This window comes from Cyanobium sp. ULC082, from assembly GCF_977927535.1.
In genome coordinates this window covers 540,368-556,427 of the sequence record NZ_OZ376397.1, presented here as the reverse complement: position 1 = coordinate 556,427, position 16,060 = coordinate 540,368, and the positions used below count along the sequence as shown (strand labels likewise).

General features: G+C 65.9%; 19 protein-coding genes. 10 read left to right on the top strand and 9 right to left on the bottom strand.

The features are described 5' to 3' along the window. Positions 1 to 422: 422 nt before the first annotated feature. Positions 423 to 569 (bottom strand): hypothetical protein, encoded by a 147-nt coding sequence (locus tag ACXMDY_RS03045; RefSeq protein ID WP_259703305.1) that lies wholly within the window; start codon positions 567 to 569, stop codon positions 423 to 425. A gap of 367 nt (positions 570 to 936) precedes the next feature. Here ACXMDY_RS03045 and brig1 point away from each other — a divergent pair, with 367 nt between their 5' ends. After that, positions 937 to 1,773 (top strand): anti-phage DNA glycosylase Brig1, encoded by an 837-nt coding sequence (gene brig1 / locus ACXMDY_RS03040; protein ID WP_259703096.1) that lies wholly within the window; start codon positions 937 to 939, stop codon positions 1,771 to 1,773. Positions 1,774 to 2,021: 248 nt separating this feature from the next. Here the strand turns inward: brig1 and ACXMDY_RS03035 are convergent, their stop codons facing one another. Then, entirely contained in the window at positions 2,022 to 3,326 is a 1,305-nt protein-coding gene (locus ACXMDY_RS03035) for an AmpG family muropeptide MFS transporter (RefSeq protein ID WP_259703095.1), read from the bottom strand. Positions 3,327 to 3,388: 62 nt separating this feature from the next. Here ACXMDY_RS03035 and ACXMDY_RS03030 point away from each other — a divergent pair, with 62 nt between their 5' ends. The 6 genes from ACXMDY_RS03030 (at position 3,389) to ACXMDY_RS03005 (ending at position 6,658) form a co-directional block, all read left to right on the top strand. Beyond that, a complete protein-coding gene (locus tag ACXMDY_RS03030; RefSeq protein WP_259703094.1) occupies positions 3,389 to 3,514 on the top strand; it encodes a hypothetical protein in 126 nt (41 codons plus the stop codon). Between the two features lie 48 nt (positions 3,515 to 3,562). Next, entirely contained in the window at positions 3,563 to 4,366 is an 804-nt protein-coding gene (locus ACXMDY_RS03025; RefSeq protein ID WP_259703093.1) for a HEAT repeat domain-containing protein, read from the top strand. Between the two features lie 73 nt (positions 4,367 to 4,439). Continuing rightward, complete coding sequence (locus ACXMDY_RS03020; RefSeq protein ID WP_259703092.1) at positions 4,440 to 4,652, top strand: DUF2997 domain-containing protein; 213 nt, start codon at positions 4,440 to 4,442, stop codon at positions 4,650 to 4,652. Positions 4,653 to 4,678: 26 nt separating this feature from the next. Further along, on the top strand, positions 4,679 to 5,071 hold the full coding sequence (locus ACXMDY_RS03015; protein ID WP_259703091.1) for a DUF1257 domain-containing protein: 393 nt from the start codon (positions 4,679 to 4,681) through the stop codon (positions 5,069 to 5,071). 7 nt (positions 5,072 to 5,078) lie between these two features. Next, positions 5,079 to 5,459: a ferredoxin gene (locus ACXMDY_RS03010; protein WP_259703090.1), complete on the top strand. Its 381-nt coding sequence runs from the start codon at positions 5,079 to 5,081 to the stop codon at positions 5,457 to 5,459. After that, the gene (locus ACXMDY_RS03005; protein ID WP_259727581.1) at positions 5,420 to 6,658 is read left to right on the top strand and encodes an aldo/keto reductase; all 1,239 of its coding nucleotides are present in this window, start codon (positions 5,420 to 5,422) and stop codon (positions 6,656 to 6,658) included. The genes ACXMDY_RS03010 and ACXMDY_RS03005 overlap by 40 nt, the downstream gene beginning before the upstream one ends. A gap of 25 nt (positions 6,659 to 6,683) precedes the next feature. On the opposite strand, the gene rsmG is transcribed toward ACXMDY_RS03005, so the two are convergent. Then, a complete protein-coding gene (gene rsmG, locus ACXMDY_RS03000; RefSeq protein ID WP_259703089.1) occupies positions 6,684 to 7,451 on the bottom strand; it encodes a 16S rRNA (guanine(527)-N(7))-methyltransferase RsmG in 768 nt (255 codons plus the stop codon). Between the two features lie 54 nt (positions 7,452 to 7,505). On the opposite strand from rsmG, the gene ACXMDY_RS02995 reads away from it, so the two are divergent. Both ACXMDY_RS02995 and ACXMDY_RS02990 read left to right on the top strand, forming a co-directional pair. Continuing rightward, positions 7,506 to 8,042: a J domain-containing protein gene (locus ACXMDY_RS02995; protein ID WP_259703088.1), complete on the top strand. Its 537-nt coding sequence runs from the start codon at positions 7,506 to 7,508 to the stop codon at positions 8,040 to 8,042. Further along, positions 7,984 to 8,250 carry a DUF3143 domain-containing protein gene (locus ACXMDY_RS02990; RefSeq protein ID WP_259703087.1) on the top strand — a complete coding sequence of 89 codons (267 nt, stop codon included), beginning with the start codon at positions 7,984 to 7,986 and terminating at the stop codon, positions 8,248 to 8,250. The genes ACXMDY_RS02995 and ACXMDY_RS02990 overlap by 59 nt, the downstream gene beginning before the upstream one ends. A gap of 19 nt (positions 8,251 to 8,269) precedes the next feature. Here the strand turns inward: ACXMDY_RS02990 and bioA are convergent, their stop codons facing one another. From bioA to ACXMDY_RS02960, 6 genes are read right to left on the bottom strand one after another with little or no spacing between them, the layout of a single operon-like run. Further along, entirely contained in the window at positions 8,270 to 9,535 is a 1,266-nt protein-coding gene (gene bioA / locus ACXMDY_RS02985) for an adenosylmethionine--8-amino-7-oxononanoate transaminase (RefSeq protein ID WP_259703086.1), read from the bottom strand. Positions 9,536 to 9,566: 31 nt separating this feature from the next. After that, positions 9,567 to 9,722, bottom strand: a complete 156-nt coding sequence (locus ACXMDY_RS02980) for a hypothetical protein (RefSeq protein WP_259703085.1) — start codon at positions 9,720 to 9,722, stop codon at positions 9,567 to 9,569. After that, entirely contained in the window at positions 9,719 to 10,393 is a 675-nt protein-coding gene (gene bioD, locus ACXMDY_RS02975) for a dethiobiotin synthase (protein ID WP_259703303.1), read from the bottom strand. The genes ACXMDY_RS02980 and bioD overlap by 4 nt, the downstream gene beginning before the upstream one ends. 19 nt (positions 10,394 to 10,412) lie before the next feature. After that, positions 10,413 to 11,231: a methyltransferase gene (locus ACXMDY_RS02970; RefSeq protein WP_259703084.1), complete on the bottom strand. Its 819-nt coding sequence runs from the start codon at positions 11,229 to 11,231 to the stop codon at positions 10,413 to 10,415. Further along, positions 11,213 to 11,917 carry an alpha/beta hydrolase gene (locus ACXMDY_RS02965; RefSeq protein WP_259703083.1) on the bottom strand — a complete coding sequence of 235 codons (705 nt, stop codon included), beginning with the start codon at positions 11,915 to 11,917 and terminating at the stop codon, positions 11,213 to 11,215. The genes ACXMDY_RS02970 and ACXMDY_RS02965 overlap by 19 nt, the downstream gene beginning before the upstream one ends. After that, on the bottom strand, positions 11,914 to 13,101 hold the full coding sequence (locus tag ACXMDY_RS02960; protein WP_259703302.1) for an aminotransferase class I/II-fold pyridoxal phosphate-dependent enzyme: 1,188 nt from the start codon (positions 13,099 to 13,101) through the stop codon (positions 11,914 to 11,916). Before ACXMDY_RS02960 ends, ACXMDY_RS02965 begins: the two co-directional genes overlap by 4 nt. Positions 13,102 to 13,218: 117 nt before the next feature. On the opposite strand from ACXMDY_RS02960, the gene ACXMDY_RS02955 reads away from it, so the two are divergent. After that, positions 13,219 to 16,059: a DEAD/DEAH box helicase gene (locus ACXMDY_RS02955; protein ID WP_259703082.1), complete on the top strand. Its 2,841-nt coding sequence runs from the start codon at positions 13,219 to 13,221 to the stop codon at positions 16,057 to 16,059. The last annotated feature ends 1 nt before the right edge of the window (position 16,060 follow it).

The following is a 16,060-nucleotide window of genomic DNA, read 5'->3' as shown; positions in this document are numbered from 1 at the left end:
TTGCACCGGCGTAACGAGTCAGCTCAGACGCAGTCATCTCTGTTCTCAGGATACAGCAACTGCGGAAGCATCTGGCGATCGCGAATGCTTACTGTGGCAATCATTTAGGTGCAGATGAGATCATGTTCGGCATCAATGTAGATGCTAATCAAGTATCCATAATGGCAAATGCAGATTTTTTTTGGACCATCGCATCGGGCGCCAAGGATCTTCTACCGCAATCGTTCTGGCTTGTTGGCCCATCCATCTATGCCATGACCGCTCTTGCTAGATTCGTTCTCTGATCGTGAGTTGAGCTGTTTGGGGACAGGAGTCAGTGTGGCATCTATGATTTGCCCACTGTGGGTCTCCAATCCCTGAATGCAAAGGCACTCCTCAAACCGGTCGACGAGCTCGTCGATGACATCAGCCTTGCGGAGACACTAGCCGAAGAACGGAAAGGTGCTGGCATCGGGAATGGTGGGACTCATTACGCCCAGTCGAATACACTCCTCAAAGGAGCGCCTAACGTTGACCTGGAGTTTGAACTGCTCGTTGCCAAGGTTAAACCGCTGTTGCAACACCAGCATTTTGAACAAGATGAGGAGACGACTCCGCTGTCTGCCGGCGTTGCTCTTGCGCTCATCGGTATAGCCCATATTCAAGAGTGGCCTTATTAGCACCGAACATAATATGTCGGTGAGTGCTGTCAATGTCGGCATAATTTGCTTATATGTGCATTTCCGCTTCTCCTCACCCCAAGACCCACCCGCACGTTGACCCATTCAACTGCAGTGACCAGTTGAAATTCAATTGCACTGAATGAATTTAGCAAAGTAGCTAGAAGGTTTCTTCAAGCTTCCCCTATGACAGCAAGCTTCCATGATTGCGCTAGATACAAGGCGGCAAAGATTCCATGTGTTAAAGTAGATTTGCATAGGCACAGCCAGTCAAGATATGTCCAAGCGTCTTGAGATTGCGGACTTTTGGGATGATTACATTCATCAGTGGATCAAGGGAGATGCTCATCTTGAGAATTGGATTGGCTTGCAGTCCCTTGACCTGCAGGACAAGCTCAGAAGATGGAAGAAGGCGTACTCGGGCAAAGGAGTTGGGGCAGTTGATCAGACAGCTCTTCCTGACCCATTTTATGGAGACATTAGAGGAGAGATACATCACATACAATTCGTTTTCCTTGGGCTGAATCCAGGCATTGCGTACCCAGGCTTACAATCTAGAGAAGGTGTTTGGACTAATCGTGTTCGCACTTCTGGATTTAGTCGTTGCTATGATAGAATTCCATGGAAAGATCCAGACTGGATTCGACTTCATGGAAAAGAAAGCAAATATTGGGTTTGCTTAAGAAACTTTGCAGAAAGACTCTATGGGAAGACAATCAGAAAGGAAAACATCCTTAATCTAGAGCTTTTTCCTTGGCATTCGCCAAGAATCAGTGGAAAGCTAGAAGTAGATAGTGATGTAGTTAAAACCTTTGTCTTTGATCCCCTCGCTGAAGTCAGCACAGACTTCATTTTTGCCTTTGGCCGTCCATGGTGGGACGTATGCAAGATGTTGGGTTTTGAAGTTGAATCACACTATGGAGACGGTCAAGCTCCGTTTCCGGGCCCGTCAAGCAAAGGCTGGAACGTGGTTATCTGTACTCACGTCCAGCTGAGGGCGCGATTGGTAATCAATTGGCAGCCTGGCAATGGCAACCCTCCTGCCGGGGAGAGGCTTAAAACCTTTAAGTCTATTCTCGCTCAATCTGCATATCACTCTATGTTGAGCCAATAGGGTTCTTATCGAAGCTATCGGCAATGTAAAACAAGGGAAAGGTGGTGATTGGTTGGTAGTAGGCCCTGACCAACCTCCACTGACGGCAAAAATCCATAGGTCACCTCGAAAAATTGTCGATGAACTGAACTGTGCGCCGCAGATGCGTCGGGGGGCCGTGATTATCGCGATCAGGATTTCCAAAGTGCGAACCAGAACGCCAGCCCGTTGGTTCAAGTCAGCCACACCGCGTCCAGCCAATGGAACCCTCAGCTGGAATCCCGCGCCGGATCAAACGCGCCGATCACCCCACTGCCGCTCCAGGGGGTGAGCCGCAGCATCAACAGGAAGGCCGGCAGTGATGCCACAGCTGTGAACAGGAAAAAGCTCGGCCAGCCCACTTGTTCAGCCACCACGCCCGCCGGGGCCGCCAGCACCGATCGGCTCAGGGCATAGACCCCGGAGAGCAGGGCGTATTGGGTGGCGGAGAAACGTGGATTGCACAAGCTCATCAACAGAGCCACGAACACCGCTCCCACCATCCCGCCGGCCAGGTTCTCCAGGCTCACCGCCACCAACAATCCCGCCACCCCGCCGCCGAAGCGTGCCAGCGCCCAGTAACTCAGGTTGCCGATCGCCCCGGCCACCGCGAACAACCACAGCGAGCGGTTCATACCCAGCCGCGCGAACAGCACGCCCCCCAGCACCGTGCCGGCCATGGTGGCGGCGATGCCCCAGCCGGCCTGCACCGTGCCGATCAGCTCCGGCGCAAACCCCTGCTGGATCAGGAACGGCACTGCCATCAGCCCCAACAGCCCATCAGGCCAGCGGTAAAGCAACACCAACAGCAGGATCAGCAGGGCCCGGCCGCCGCCCGTGCGGCCGAGAAACTCCCTGGCAGGCCCTACCACCGCCTGGCGCAGGCTCGACACCGGATGGACGATCGGGTCGAGCCGCGGCGCCGCCAGGGTGAAGGGCACCACCGCCAGCATCAGGGCTGCGGCGGCAAGGAACGCCAGCGGCCAGCCGAAGCGACCGGCCAGCACAAAGCCACCGGCACCGATCGCCAGCATCGCCCCCCGGTAGCCCAGCGAGGCGGCGGCGGCACCGCCGCCGCGTTCAGCGGCCGGCAGCAGGTCGGTGCGGTAGGCATCCACGGCAATGTCCTGGCTGGCACTCACCACCGCCAGCAGCACAGCCATGACCCCGATCAGCGTCAGGCTGGCCGGGTCGGTGCTGGGCCGCAGCAGGGCCATCGCCCCGATCACCGCCACCAGGGTGAGCTGCAGCACCAGCAGCCAGCCCCGGCGTCGATCGGGCCAGGCCAGCGGCCAACGGTCGAGCAGCGGCGCCCAGAACATCTTCAGGGTGTAGGGCAGCTCCGCCAGCCCGAGCAGGCCGATCAGGCCGAGCGGCACGTTGCTGGCGGTCAACCAGCCCTGCAGCAGTTTGCTGCCCACCATGTAAGGAGTGCCGCTGGCCACCCCCTGGGCCGCGACGGCCACCAGCCGCCGCCTGGCCTGGGCATCAAAGCGCGCCGGGGCTGAAGCGTCGCGGTTGGGATCGGGCGGCACGGAGGGGACGCATCTGGGCGAACCCTATGCCTTCAGAATGACCTCAATCCCGTCGGCGGTCCGTGTCCTTCTTTCGCTCCACTCTTCTGCCGGCCGCGATCGTGCTGTTGTTCGGCCTTGCTCTGTTCGTGGTGAGTGCCCGTCTCTGGCTGCCTGGCGACATGCTGGCGCCAGCACCGCTCAACTGAGCTGGAACCACCGAGCTGAAACCACTGAGCTGGAGCAAGGAGAAACCCATGGCGGAAGCCAACCCACCGTTTTCCTCCAGCCCCGCCGAGCTGGGCTTTGATCCCGAGCTGCTGGCCGGCGAGCTGGCCGAAGAACTGGCCGGCGATCCACTTGAGGCCCTCGATTCGATCGAGCTCACCGATGCCGACATCGCGATCGAGTGCGACCTGGGGCTGGAATTGCTGCGTGCTGGTCGTCAGGACGATCGCCTGCAGGGTCTGCGCATCTTCTGTGAGCATCGCGATCCCCGGGCGATTCCACTGCTGCTCCCCCTGCTGGAGGCCAGCTGCCCGATCGTGCGGATGAGTGCCGTGTTCGCGCTCGGACGCAACCCCGATCAACGGGCCGTGGAGCCGCTGCTGGGCCTGTTGCAGAACGACAGCAATGGCTATGTGCGCAAGGCGGTGGCCTGGAGTCTGGGCAACTATCCCGAGGCCCCGGTGCTCAATCCCCTGATCCGAGCCCTTCAGGTGGATGTGGCGGCGGTGCGGCTCTGGGCGGCCGGTTCCCTGGCCGACGCAGGCGGCACCGGCGTGGCCAAGGCCGACCAGGCGGCGGGCCAGTTGCTGATCAGCCTGCGGATCGACAGCGAGCCGGTGGTCCGCAGCAACAGTGCCTGGTCGCTGGGGCGGCTCTACGACCACCTGGTGGAACCTCGCCAGAAAGATCTGGTCGAGGCACTGGTGCTGGTGATGCTCCACGACACGGACACAACGGTGCGCGACGAGGCGCGGGTGGCCCTGGAGCAACTGGAAAGCCCCGCCGTGCTGGAGAGAATCCAGACCCTGGTGGAGGAGGGACTGCTCAGCTGAGCCAGGCTGGTCGCCACGGGCCTCGGACCCAGGAAATGCTGGCTAAAGTGCATTTCCACGCTTGATCTGGTTGATGTCCCAGCACACCATCCGTTTTCGCATCCGGCCCGATGGCCGCGTCGAAGAACTGGTGGAAGGGGTGCTCGGGGCAGGCTGCGAACAGCTCACCGAGCGGATCGAAGCCACGCTCGGTTCGGTACAGCAGCGTCGCAGCACCTCGGAAGCCTTCCAGTCCGAATCCAGGCTCGTGGTTCCAGCGTTGCCACTCCAGCAGCAAAGCCCCTGATTCCGTCCCCCTTCATCCTGGATCCGATGTCCCATTTCAGCATCGTCAAAACGGAACTGCGCAACCGTGGCGCCCTGCTTGATGCCCTTCGCGACCTCGGCCATGAGCCCGAGCAGGGTGAGCGCCAGGTCCGCGGCTACCGCGGCCAGACGGTCCTCGCCGAACTGGCCCTGCCCCAGGCCAACGGCGGCGACATCGGCTTCCGCTGGAACGAAAGCAGCGGCAGCTACGAGCTGGTCACCGATCTGGATCTCTGGAACCAGCCCGTTCCCGTCGAACGCTTCCTGGCCCAGCTCACCCAGCGCTATGCCCTCCAGTCGATCCTGGCGGCCTCCACCCAGGAAGGATTCCAGGTCAGCTCCCAGACGGAGCACCATGACGGCAGCATCGAACTGGTGGTGACCCGCTGGGACAGCTGAGCGGGGCATGGATCCTTCCCTCGCCTTCTCCGTCTCCGCCAACCCCAGGCCACGGCCAAGCGGCACAGAACCTCTGCTGGGTGGCAGCCTGAGGGAAAAGGCGGTGTGGGTGGATGAAGCGGTCTGCATCGGCTGCCGCTACTGCGCCCACGTGGCAGCGAACACCTTCCTGGTCGAGCCGCTCTGGGGACGCTCCCGCGCCATCCGTCAGGACGGTGACAGCACCGAAACGATCCAGGAGGCCATCGACACCTGTCCGGTCGATTGCATCCACTGGGTGGCCTACGAAGAGGTGGGCGCCCTGCAGGAACGGCTCAAGACCCAGGAACTCCAGCCCCTCGGCCTGCCATGTCCCTCACGGCTGAAGCGAACCCTGCCCCGCCCTTGAGGCTGCCGACCCGGCGGTTCGGACGCACGGGCCTGGCGATGCCTCTTCTCTCCCTGGGCGGCATGCGCTACCAGCAGAGCTGGAGCGATCTTCCGCCGGATCAGATCAGCACCGACAGCCAGGCGAACCTGCGGGCCACCCTCGAGCGGGCGGCTGCCTCAGGCCTGAATCACATCGAAACCGCCCGTCATTACGGCAGTTCCGAGCGGCAGCTCGGTTGGCTGCTGCCCCAGCTGAACGACCGACGACGCATCCTGCAGAGCAAGGTTCCTCCCCAGGAGGATCCGGCTGATTTCGAGGCGGAGCTGGAGTGCAGCTTCGAGCGACTGGCGGTGGAGCGACTGGATCTGCTGGCCATTCATGGTCTGAACCTGCCGGAGCACCTGGAGCAGACGCTCCGACCGGGTGGATGCCTGGCGGTGGTGCGCCGCTGGCAGGAGCAGGGCCGCATCGGTCATGTCGGCTTCTCCACCCATGCCCCGCTCCCCTTGATCCTGGAGGCGATCGAATCCGATGCCTTCGATTACATCAATCTCCACTGGTATTTCATCCGCCAGGACAACCTGGCGGCGATCGAGGCCGCCGCCGCCCATGACATGGGTGTGTTTGTGATCAGCCCCACCGACAAGGGGGGGCATCTCCATACCCCCTCCACCCGCCTGCAGGAGCTCTGTGCGCCGCTCCACCCGATCGTGTTCAACGATCTGTTCTGCCTGACGGCCCCGGGGATCCACACAATCAGTGTCGGGGCGGCGAACCCGGCCGACCTCGATCTGCACCTGGAGGCGGTGCAGCTGCTGCCCCAGGCCAGCGAACTGTTGCCACCGATTCTGGCGAAACTCGAGCAGGCCAGGCTCCAGGCGCTCGGTGAAACCTGGCTGAGCAGCTGGCAGGAGGGTTTGCCGGAGTGGTCCCAGACCCCTGGAGGCATCAATCTGCCCGTGCTGCTCTGGCTCCACAACCTGCTGGAAGCCTGGGACCTGCAGAGCTACGCCCAGGCCCGCTACAGCCTGCTGGGGCAGGGCGATCACTGGTTCCCCGGCGCCAATGCCGATGCGCTCGATCAGACAGTGAGCGAAGCAGAGCTCCTCGCCGCTCTGGGCGGCAGTCCGTGGGCGCGGCGGATCCCCGACCTGCTGCGGGAACTGCGCCAGCAGCTGGGGGGTTCATCAACCCGGCGGCTGATGGCCGCCGAGTGAGCCCGCCGCGGCCAGGCGAACTCAATCATTCACTGCCCAGCGGAAGCTTGGCGGGCACCCCCACCGGCCTGGGGTAGGTCAGTGGACATGGCCCCACTGGCTTGAGCAAAACGGCATGGCGCACTCCCCGACCAGCCGGAAGCTCCCGTCGTTCCACCCGCTCGACGGTGGCCTGGAGCGGCAGCAGGGCCCGCGTCAGCGTCTGCTGATCGTCAAGCTCCCACTGGCCGCGATAGAGCAGGGCCCGCCCGGATGGTTGCAACAGAGGCACTAGATACTCCGCCACCACCGGCGCCGCCGCCACCGCCCGGGCCATGGCCCAGTCGAAGCGGCCGCGGCAGGAGGGGTCCTGACCGGTCGTCTCGACCCGCTCACAGCGGACGGTGACGCGCTGTTCAAGGCCGAGGCCGGCCGCCATGGCGCGCACGGCCTCGGCCTTGCGCCCCACCGAATCCACCAGGGTGACCCGCGCTGCGGGAAGAGCGATCGCCAGGGCCAGGCCGGGGAAGCCACCGCCGGTGCCGACGTCGATCAGGGAAAGCGGGCCCTGCTCCCCCCGGAGCTGCTCCCGCCAGGGCCAGAGGCTGTCATAGAGCTGGGCGATCCAGTAGTCGTCGCCCTCAACCAGGCGTGTGAGGTTCAGGCGGCGGTTCCAATCGCGCAACAGCTCCTGCAAGGCGAGGAACTGGGCCAGCTGCTGCGCGGCAGGCTGCCAACCCAGGCTGGGCCAGAGCCCATCCCCTTGTCCGTGGGACAGATCTGCTTCGATCGAGAGGTTCGGCTCAGCAGCCATCCAGGCAGGCACTCAGGGAAGAGTTCTCTAGGATCTCGCAGTATTGGTACAGGCGTGGTGGCAGGGAGAGACACCGAATCGACCCCTCCGAATCACTACCAATTGCTGCGCCTGGGCCCCTCCGCCACAGCTCAGGACCTGCGGCAGGCTTTCCGATCACTGAGCAAGCTCTACCACCCGGACACCACCAAGCTCCCGGTGGCCGAGGCCGAGGAGCAGTTCCGCCATCTGCAGCTGGCTTACCTCACTCTCAGCGATCCGGAGCGCCGCCGGGCCTACGACAGCCAGCTCCTGCCGGTGCCAGCCAAGCCCCTGCTGAAGCGGCGGGTGGAGCGCACCCAGTCGGTGCGGAGGGCCCTCTCGGGGGGCGAGTGGTTCGCCCTGGTGCTGCTGGCGACGGCCCTGGTGCTCAGCCTGGTGCTCGGGGTGAGCCTCGCCTGGTGGCGAGGAATGGAGCTGGTCAGTCCGCCGATCAGCTGGCTGGAGGCCTCCGCGGTGCAGACTGCCCTTCCTTCGGACCACGAACCTGGGGATGACCGCCCTGCCCTCCTTGCAGACCCCGCTCTACAACCATCCCCTGCCGGCCCTTGAGCAGTGGCTCATGGTGCTTGGAGCCACCCGGGACAAGGCGAATCCCTGTCGCTGGGACCTGCACCACACCGCCTGGAGTGCCCTGATCGAGCTCGAGGTGGAGGAGCTCAAGGTGAGCTGGCACCAGGAAGGCCGCACCACGGTGCGGTTGTTCTCCTACGGGCTCTCGAGGGCCGACGTGGAAGCCGCCATCCTCGCCGGCCCCTGAGCCGATCGACTCCGCCGCTTCAGAGCTGGTCGAGCCCTGCCGCGATCACCTGATAGCACCGATCCAGCTGGGCCTCGCTGAGACACAGCGGAGGCAGCAGATAGACCACCTGGCCCAGGGGCCTGATGAACACACCGTGGGCCAGGGCATGGCGCTGCAGGCTGCGGCCCGCCCTGTTCAGGTAGCCCGGTGAATCCACGACAAGGTCGAAGGCGGCGATCGTGCCGATCAGCCGCGGCCGGCAGACCAGGGGATGGCGGGCCAGCTGGGCAAGCCGGGGGCGATGGCGCGCTTCGAATCCTTCGTAGCGATCGGGACTGGCACACAGCAGAGCCAGGCTGGCGTTGGCGGCGGCGCAGCCGAGCGGATTCGCCGTGAAGCTGTGGCCGTGATAGAGGGTGTGATCGGGGTTGTCGCTGATGAAGCCCTGATAGAGAGCCTCCCTGGCCAGGGTCACTCCCATCGGCAGGAAGCCGCCGGTGAGCCCCTTGGAAAGCGCGACCAGGTCGGGTTGAAGGCCTGCACCCCGGCTGGCGAAGAGGCTGCCGGTGCGGCCGAAGCCCGTCATCACCTCGTCGGCGATCAGCAGTGCCCCGGCCTGGCGAACCCGCCGCTCCACCTGCTGCAGAAACTGGGGCCGCACGATCGCCATGCCGCTGGCTCCCTGCACCACCGGCTCCAGGATCACGGCGGCGGTCGGCACGGTCAGCAGCTCCTCCAGCCGGTCCAGGGCCGCCGCTTCCTTGGCATCCACCGCCCCGTCGTCCCACCAGGTGGAGGGCCAGGGCGCCCGGGCCACCGCACACAGCAAGGGCTCGAACGGGGCGGAGAACAGACCACGCTCTCCCACGGCCATCGCCCCGAAGGTGTCGCCGTGATAAGCGCCCTCGAAGGCGATCAGCTGACGCCTGGGGCTCGCCTGGTTCCGCCACCACTGCCAGGCAATCTTGAGGGCCACCTCAACGGCGGTGGAGCCATCATCGGAAAAGAACAGCCGCTCCAGGCCACTGGCGGCGCTGAGGCTCTCCGCCAACCGCTCGGCCTGGGGGTGGCGGAAGTTGGCGAAGATCACCTGCTCCAGCTCCAGAGCCTGGGCAGCGATCGCCGCGGCGATGCTCGGTTCAGCATGGCCATGCAGGGTGACCCACCAGCTGCTGATCGCATCGATCAGCCGGCGCCCATCAGCCAGTTCCAGCAGGGCGCCATCACCGCGCAGCACCGCCAGAGGGGGATCGCTGCAGGCCACCTGGGTGGTGGGATGCCAGAGGTTGGGGTGCCAGGACAAGGGAGGGGAAGGGGTGATCTGGAGGGGGCGCTCAGCGGCAGCGCTTTTCGAGCCTGGCGGCCTCGGCGGCCAGCGGGCCGCAGTTCACCCAGCGCACCAGCGTCAGCTCAAGATCGGTGAACACCACCAGGATTCCGCCGCAGATCAGCGCCACGACGGCACTGACCACCAGATTGGAGCGCGTCATGGAGCCAGGCTAAGGGCCAGTGGATCGGCCAGGCGGTCGGCCAGACGTTCAGCCAGATTCGATTCCTGCCAGAAGGTGGCGAGGGCCGCAGCTGTCAGTGCCGGGAGCGGCGGCAGGCAGGCGAGAACCGGAACGCCCGTGAAGGCCTCCAGGGTGGCGGGGTTGTCGGGGTGAAGCGGCCCGTTGAGTACAAGACCGAGCAGGGGAATCCGCCGCTGGCGCAGCGCCTCCACCGACAGCAGGGTGTGATTCAAGGTGCCCAGGCCGCTGCGGGCCACCAACAGCACCGGCAGGCCCCAGCGGCGGATCTGCTCGATCTGGAGCAGGTCGCGGCGCAGGGGCACCAGCAGCCCCCCCGCCGTTTCCACCACCAGGGGGCCTTCCCCGCCGGGGAGGCTCAGTCGGTCAGGATCCAGCGGGCTGGTCTCCAGTTCGGCGGCCCAGTGGGGAGACACCGGGTTGGAGTAGCGGTAGGCCTCGGGCAGGATCCGCGCGGCGGTGGGCTCCGCCGCAACACCCAGCAGTTGGCTCACCCTGGCGCTGTCACCGCCATCCTCCAGACCACACTGCACAGGCTTCCAGTAACGCGCCCCCAGGCCCTGCACCAGCAGGGCACTCACCACCGTCTTACCCACGTCGGTGTCGGTGCCACAGACCACCAGCTGCTGCATCATCGAGATCGGCCCTGAATCATCTCGCTGGCTTCTGGCCAACGACAAGCAGCATCTCCCAGGAAAGCAGCTTGCCGCCACCCTCCCGTTCGGGGAGGCTGGCCCAATGGGCTTCCAGCCGCCGCCATTCTCCCGGTGCCAGGCCGGGCATTGGGCTGGCACCGGCCCCGAGCCCGCTGATCCGACGCAGAAAGCTGAGGCCGCTGGCGGCGCGGCGGCTGAATCGCAGCCGCTGCAGGCGGTGAAGACGGAGATGGCCCTCAGCCACGCCGATCAGGTCAGCGGCCTCGGGCAGGGGCAGGGCGGTGCAGGCCACCTGGGCACCGGCAGCGGCCTGGTGCCACTGGGGGAAGCTGCCGGCGGTGGGCAGGGCCAGGACCAGCCAGCCGGCCGGGCGAAGCATCCGGCACCAGTGCTCCAGCTGCTCGGCGGGATGTTCGAGCCAATGCAGGGCAAAACTCGAGGCCAGCAGGGCCGCCTGCCCCAGCTCGGGTGGCAGACCCTGGTTCAGATCCCAGCTCAGGGTGGTGGGTGGGCTGGCCGGATCGACGGCATCGGCGTCCAGCCCGCGTTGGAGCAAGGCGGGACAGACATCCAGCCGCAGCAGCTCCAGGCCTGGACGCTGCTTGGCGATGGCGCGGCTGAGCAGGCCCGTTCCCGCCCCCAGATCGGCGCACGGGCCTTCCACCAGGGGCAACGCGCGGCAGAGGCGAGCCAGGCGCCAGGCCACCCCCCTCTGCAGGGATGCTTCCCGCTCGTAGCTGGCGGCCTGGCGCGTGAAACTGGCCCGCACCTGGTCCGGGATGGCCGCCGTTCCCATCACTCGGTCTCCAGCCAATTCAGCACCGGCTCCACCAGATTGGCGCCCAGCAGGCTGTGGCCCGCCGCCTCGATCAACCAGCGCTCGGCCTTCGGCAGAGCAAGACACAGCTGCTGGCGGGCGTTCGGCGCCACGATCCCATCCGCTCCAGCCTCGATGATCAACAACCTCGCCCTGGCTGGAAAGCCCGCCGGCAGCCCGCTCGTCCGACCCAGCAGCAGCAGATCGTGGCGTAACCGCTCCAGCGAACAGGCTGCCAACGGCTCATGGCCGGGCCCTGCCGGCAGCAGGGCAACTGGATCCGGGGCGGCGGCAGCGGCCAGAAAATCCTGAAGCACACGTTCGCCAGCACCGGAGGCGATCCTGGATTGCATCACCCGCAGAGCAGCCCGCCAGGCTCGGCCGGCCTCACCTGGCGGGACGAAGCGGCCGAAGCTGGCCAGCAGCACCACCGCATCGGCCTGCTCCAGCACGGCCCTCGGCAACAGGTGCAGGCCGAGCGAGTGAACCAGCACCGAACGTGGACCCCGGCCCTCTGGCCAGCTGGGCTCAAACGGTGGCAGGGGCCCGTAGCCCCGCTCGCCGCTCTGCCAGTTCCAGCCACGCCGCTGGGCGGCATCCCGCCAGGGCAGCCAGGCCCGGCTGTCCCCACCCCAGCCATGCATGGCGATCAGCTGCTGGCCGTACGCAGTGGGGGTGGTCATGGCGTGGTCCCGCTGGGGGGAGGGCCGAGGGCGAGCAGGAGGCGCTCCAGGCTTCCCGGCGGCAGGCTGCGACGCAGCACCAGCCGCAGGCAGGCACGCCCGGTGGGAACGGTGGGGGGGCGGATCGCCACGCTGAGCAGACCACTGCCCTCCAGCCGCTCCTGGAGGGCGAGGGCGGGGGCATCGTCACCGACCACCAGCGGCAGGATCGGGCCCTGCCCGGCTGGCCGGCTCCAGCCGGCCAGCTCCAGCGCATCACGCCAGCGCGACGCCCTCGAGAGAAGCTCCAGCCCCATGCCGGGCTGCGCCTCCAGCAGCTCAAGGGCGGCCAGGGCGGCGGCGGCCAGGGGCGGGGCCAGGGCCGTGGAGTAGCGAAAGGCGCCGGAACTCTGCAACAACCACTCACCAACGACCCCACTGCCGGCCAGGAAGGCGCCGCCGCTGCCGAAGGCCTTGCCGAAGGTGCCACTGATCAGGCTGATCCCCTCCAGGCCATGGGCCAGGCCCCGCCCACCGGCCCCCAGCACCCCGAGGGCATGGGCTTCATCCACCAGCAACAGAGCCCCGTAGGCCCGACACAGGGAGGAGATGGCGGGGAGATCGGGGCTTGTGCCCTCCATGCTGAACAGACTTTCGGTGAGCACCAGCAGGCGGCGGCGCGGTTGCGCCTGGCGCTGGATCTGCAGCCGTCGCTGCAGGTCGGCGCAATCGTTGTGGCGGAATCGTTGCAGGGTGGCTCCACTGGCACTCACACCAGCCAGCAGGGAGTGATGAATCAGGCGATCAGCCAGCACCAGGCTGTGGCGATCGGCCAGGGCAAGCACCGCCGCCAGATTGGCCTGAAAACCGCTTGGGAAGAGCAGCACCCGCTGCCGGCCCAGCCAGGCCGCCAACCGCTCCTCCAGGGCGGCATGGACCGGGCGGCTGCCGGTGATCAGAGGCGAGGCGCCAGCCCCCACCCCGACGGCATCGATCGCCGCCTGGGCCGCTTCGCGCAGCTGGGAGTGGTGGCTGAGGCCGAGGTAGTCATTGCTGGCCAGATCCAGCAGCAGATCAGCACCGGGCGGATCCACAGGCCTGAGCAGGCCGGAGCCGCCAGGACTGAAGCTGCGCAGCTCACGCCGCCGCACGGCTGGAAGCCGGGCAAGGGCCTGGCTGAGGGGGGCGAGGGGATCCAGATCCACCCAGTCGGTCGCGGTGGAGCAGGCCGCCACGGTCGGCCCCACTGCGGACGGACCCGTTTCGGTGGCCTTCACACCCTTCACTCTGCCCAACCGGCACGCAGCCCATAGGATTCCAGCATGCTGATTGCCGGCACTGAGACTGATTCCACTGCGGCTGCGGGCCAGACCGCAGCGCTCTCCACCGACGAGGCCCCTGCCGATCGGCTGGTGGACGCGTCAGTGCCGGCTCTGGATCAGCTGTTTCCCTTTCCCCTCGACCCCTTCCAGCTGGAGGCGATCGACGCGCTCAACCAGGGGCATTCGGTGGTGGTGAGCGCCCCCACCGGCTCCGGCAAGACCCTGGTGGGCGAGTACGCCATCCATCGCGCCCTGGCCCATGGCCAGAAGGTGTTCTACACAACACCGCTCAAAGCACTCTCCAACCAGAAGCTCCGGGATTTCCGCCAGCAGTTCGGCAATGAGAACGTCGGCCTGATGACCGGTGACCTGAGCGTCAACCGGGACGCCCCGATCGTGGTGATGACCACCGAGATCTTCCGCAACATGCTCTACGCGGAGGTGGATCGCGGCGACGATCCCCTGGCTGATGTGGAGGCGGTGGTGCTTGATGAGTGCCACTACATGAACGACTCCCAGCGCGGCACGGTCTGGGAGGAATCGATCATCCACTGTCCACCGCCTGTCCAGTTGGTGGCTCTCTCGGCCACGGTGGCCAACGCCGGCCAGCTCACCGACTGGATCGAGCGGGTTCACGGGCCCACCACCCTGGTGCTGAGCGATCACCGTCCGGTGCCGCTGGCCTTCAGCTTCTGCAGTGCCAAGGGTCTCCACCCCCTGCTCAACGAGGAGGGCACCGAGCTGCATCCCAACTGCAAGGTGTGGCGGGCCCCGAAGGGCGACCGTCGCAAAGGCAAGAGCCCCAAACCGCCCCAGCCCGAAGCGGCACCCCTGCCATTCGTGGTGGCGCAGCTGGCCGAGCGCGACATGCTGCCGGCCATCTATTTCATCTTCAGCCGCCGGGCCTGTGACAAAGCGGTGCGCGACCTCGGTCGCATCTGCCTGGTGAACGAACAGGAGCAGGCCGTGATCCGCTCCAGGCTGGATGCCTTCGTGGCGACCACGCCGGAGGCCGTGCGCGACGGAGGCCATGCGGAGGCCCTGTTGCGCGGCATCGCCGCCCACCACGCCGGCGTGCTGCCGGCCTGGAAGGAATTGATCGAGGAACTGTTCCAGCAGGGCCTGGTGAAGGTGGTCTTCGCCACCGAAACCCTGGCGGCGGGCATCAACATGCCGGCACGCACCACGGTGATCTCGGCCCTCTCCAAGCGGACCGAGCGGGGCCACCGGCCGCTGATGGGCAGCGAGTTCCTGCAGATGGCGGGCCGGGCCGGTCGGCGCGGGCTGGATGTGCAGGGCTATGTGGTCACGGTGCAGAGCCGTTTCGAGGGGGTGCGCGAGGCGGGGCAACTGGCCACCAGCCCCGCCGATCCGCTGGTGAGCCAGTTCACCCCCAGCTACGGCATGGTGCTGAATCTGCTGCAGCGCTATGAGCTGGCCAAGGCCAAGCAACTGGTGGAGCGGAGCTTCGGGCGGTACCTGGCCACCCTTGATCTGCTCGACGACGAAGCCAGGATCACCGAGCTGCGTCAGCAGCTCGACTCCCTGAGCGGACCGGCGGCCGATGTTCCCTGGGACGACTTCGAGGTCTACGAGAACCAGCGCGAGCGCTTGCGGGAAGAGCGGCGGCTACTGCGGATCCTCCAGCAACAGGCCGAGGAAACCCTGGCCCATGAACTCACCCTCGCCCTGCAGTTCGCCAGTGAAGGCACGCTTGTGAGCCTCAAGGCACCCCAGCTGAAGGGGCGGGTCACCCCGGCGGTGATCGTGGCCAAACTCCCCGGCTCCGGCCAGTTTCCGCTGCTGCTCTGCCTCACCGATGACAACGTCTGGATCCTGGTGCCCTGCCACGGGGTGGTGAGCCTGCACGCCGAGCTGAGCTGTCTGCAGGTGGCTCAGCTCCAGGTGCCCGAGCTGCGCCACGCCGGCGAACTGCGTCACGGCGATCAGCTCAGTGGCGGCCTGGCCCTGGCGGTGGGCTCGATGGCCAGCCGCCATGACATGGTCACGCCCCAGTACGACCTGGCCGGCGAAGTGAGAGGCCAGGCCGAACACGTACGGGCGCTGGAAGAGGAGCTGGAGCTGCATCCAGCCCATCGCTGGGGTGACCGCCGCCAGCTCAAGAAGCAACGGCGACGCATGGAGGAGCTCGATCTTGAGATCGAAGAGCGCCAACGGCTGCTGCATCACCGCTCCAACCGTCACTGGGACACATTTCTCTCGCTGATCGAGATCCTCCGCTTCTTCGGGTCCCTTGATGGAGCCGACGGCCTTGTGCCCACCGAAGTGGGGCGCACCGTGGCGGCCCTGCGCGGCGACAACGAGCTCTGGCTGGGCCTGGCGTTGATGAGCGGCCACCTCGATGAGCTCAACCCAGCCGAACTGGCGGCCGTGTTCGAGGCGATCAGCACCGAGGTGAACCGTCCGGATCTCTGGAGCGGTTTTCCAGCACCTGCCAAGGCCGAGGAGGCCCTGCATGATCTCGGCGGCCTGAGGCGGGAACTGCTGCGGCAGCAGGAAAGCGCCGGCGTGGTGGTGCCGGCCTGGTGGGAGCCGGAGCTGATGGGGCTGGTCCATGCCTGGGCCAGGGGAACCAGCTGGAGTGACCTGATTGCCAACACCTCCCTGGATGAGGGGGATGTGGTGCGGATCCTGCGCCGCACCGTGGATCTGCTCGCCCAGGTGCCCTACGCCGAGGCGATCAGTGAGCGGCTCAGGGCCACAGCCCGCCAGGCGCTCAAGGCGATCAACCGTTTCCCGGTCTGCGAGCTTCAGGATGTGCTGGCCAGCGCAGGTGCACCAGGCAACCTCCCGGCCGCTGAGCCGATCCCACCAGGCTGAG

Coding starts and splice junctions, on each gene's coding strand:
- rsmG (WP_259703089.1), bottom strand. CDS start 7,451: ATGGCTGCTGAGCCGAACCTCTCGATCGAAGCAGATCTGTCCCACGGA.
- ACXMDY_RS03045 (WP_259703305.1), bottom strand. CDS start 569: ATGCTGGTGTTGCAACAGCGGTTTAACCTTGGCAACGAGCAGTTCAAA.
- ACXMDY_RS02965 (WP_259703083.1), bottom strand. CDS start 11,917: ATGACCACCCCCACTGCGTACGGCCAGCAGCTGATCGCCATGCATGGC.
- ACXMDY_RS02990 (WP_259703087.1), top strand. CDS start 7,984: ATGACCGCCCTGCCCTCCTTGCAGACCCCGCTCTACAACCATCCCCTG.
- ACXMDY_RS03015 (WP_259703091.1), top strand. CDS start 4,679: ATGTCCCATTTCAGCATCGTCAAAACGGAACTGCGCAACCGTGGCGCC.
- ACXMDY_RS03010 (WP_259703090.1), top strand. CDS start 5,079: ATGGATCCTTCCCTCGCCTTCTCCGTCTCCGCCAACCCCAGGCCACGG.
- ACXMDY_RS02955 (WP_259703082.1), top strand. CDS start 13,219: ATGCTGATTGCCGGCACTGAGACTGATTCCACTGCGGCTGCGGGCCAG.
- ACXMDY_RS02980 (WP_259703085.1), bottom strand. CDS start 9,722: ATGACGCGCTCCAATCTGGTGGTCAGTGCCGTCGTGGCGCTGATCTGC.
- brig1 (WP_259703096.1), top strand. CDS start 937: ATGTCCAAGCGTCTTGAGATTGCGGACTTTTGGGATGATTACATTCAT.
- ACXMDY_RS03005 (WP_259727581.1), top strand. CDS start 5,420: ATGTCCCTCACGGCTGAAGCGAACCCTGCCCCGCCCTTGAGGCTGCCG.
- ACXMDY_RS03020 (WP_259703092.1), top strand. CDS start 4,440: ATGTCCCAGCACACCATCCGTTTTCGCATCCGGCCCGATGGCCGCGTC.
- ACXMDY_RS03025 (WP_259703093.1), top strand. CDS start 3,563: ATGGCGGAAGCCAACCCACCGTTTTCCTCCAGCCCCGCCGAGCTGGGC.
- bioD (WP_259703303.1), bottom strand. CDS start 10,393: ATGCAGCAGCTGGTGGTCTGTGGCACCGACACCGACGTGGGTAAGACG.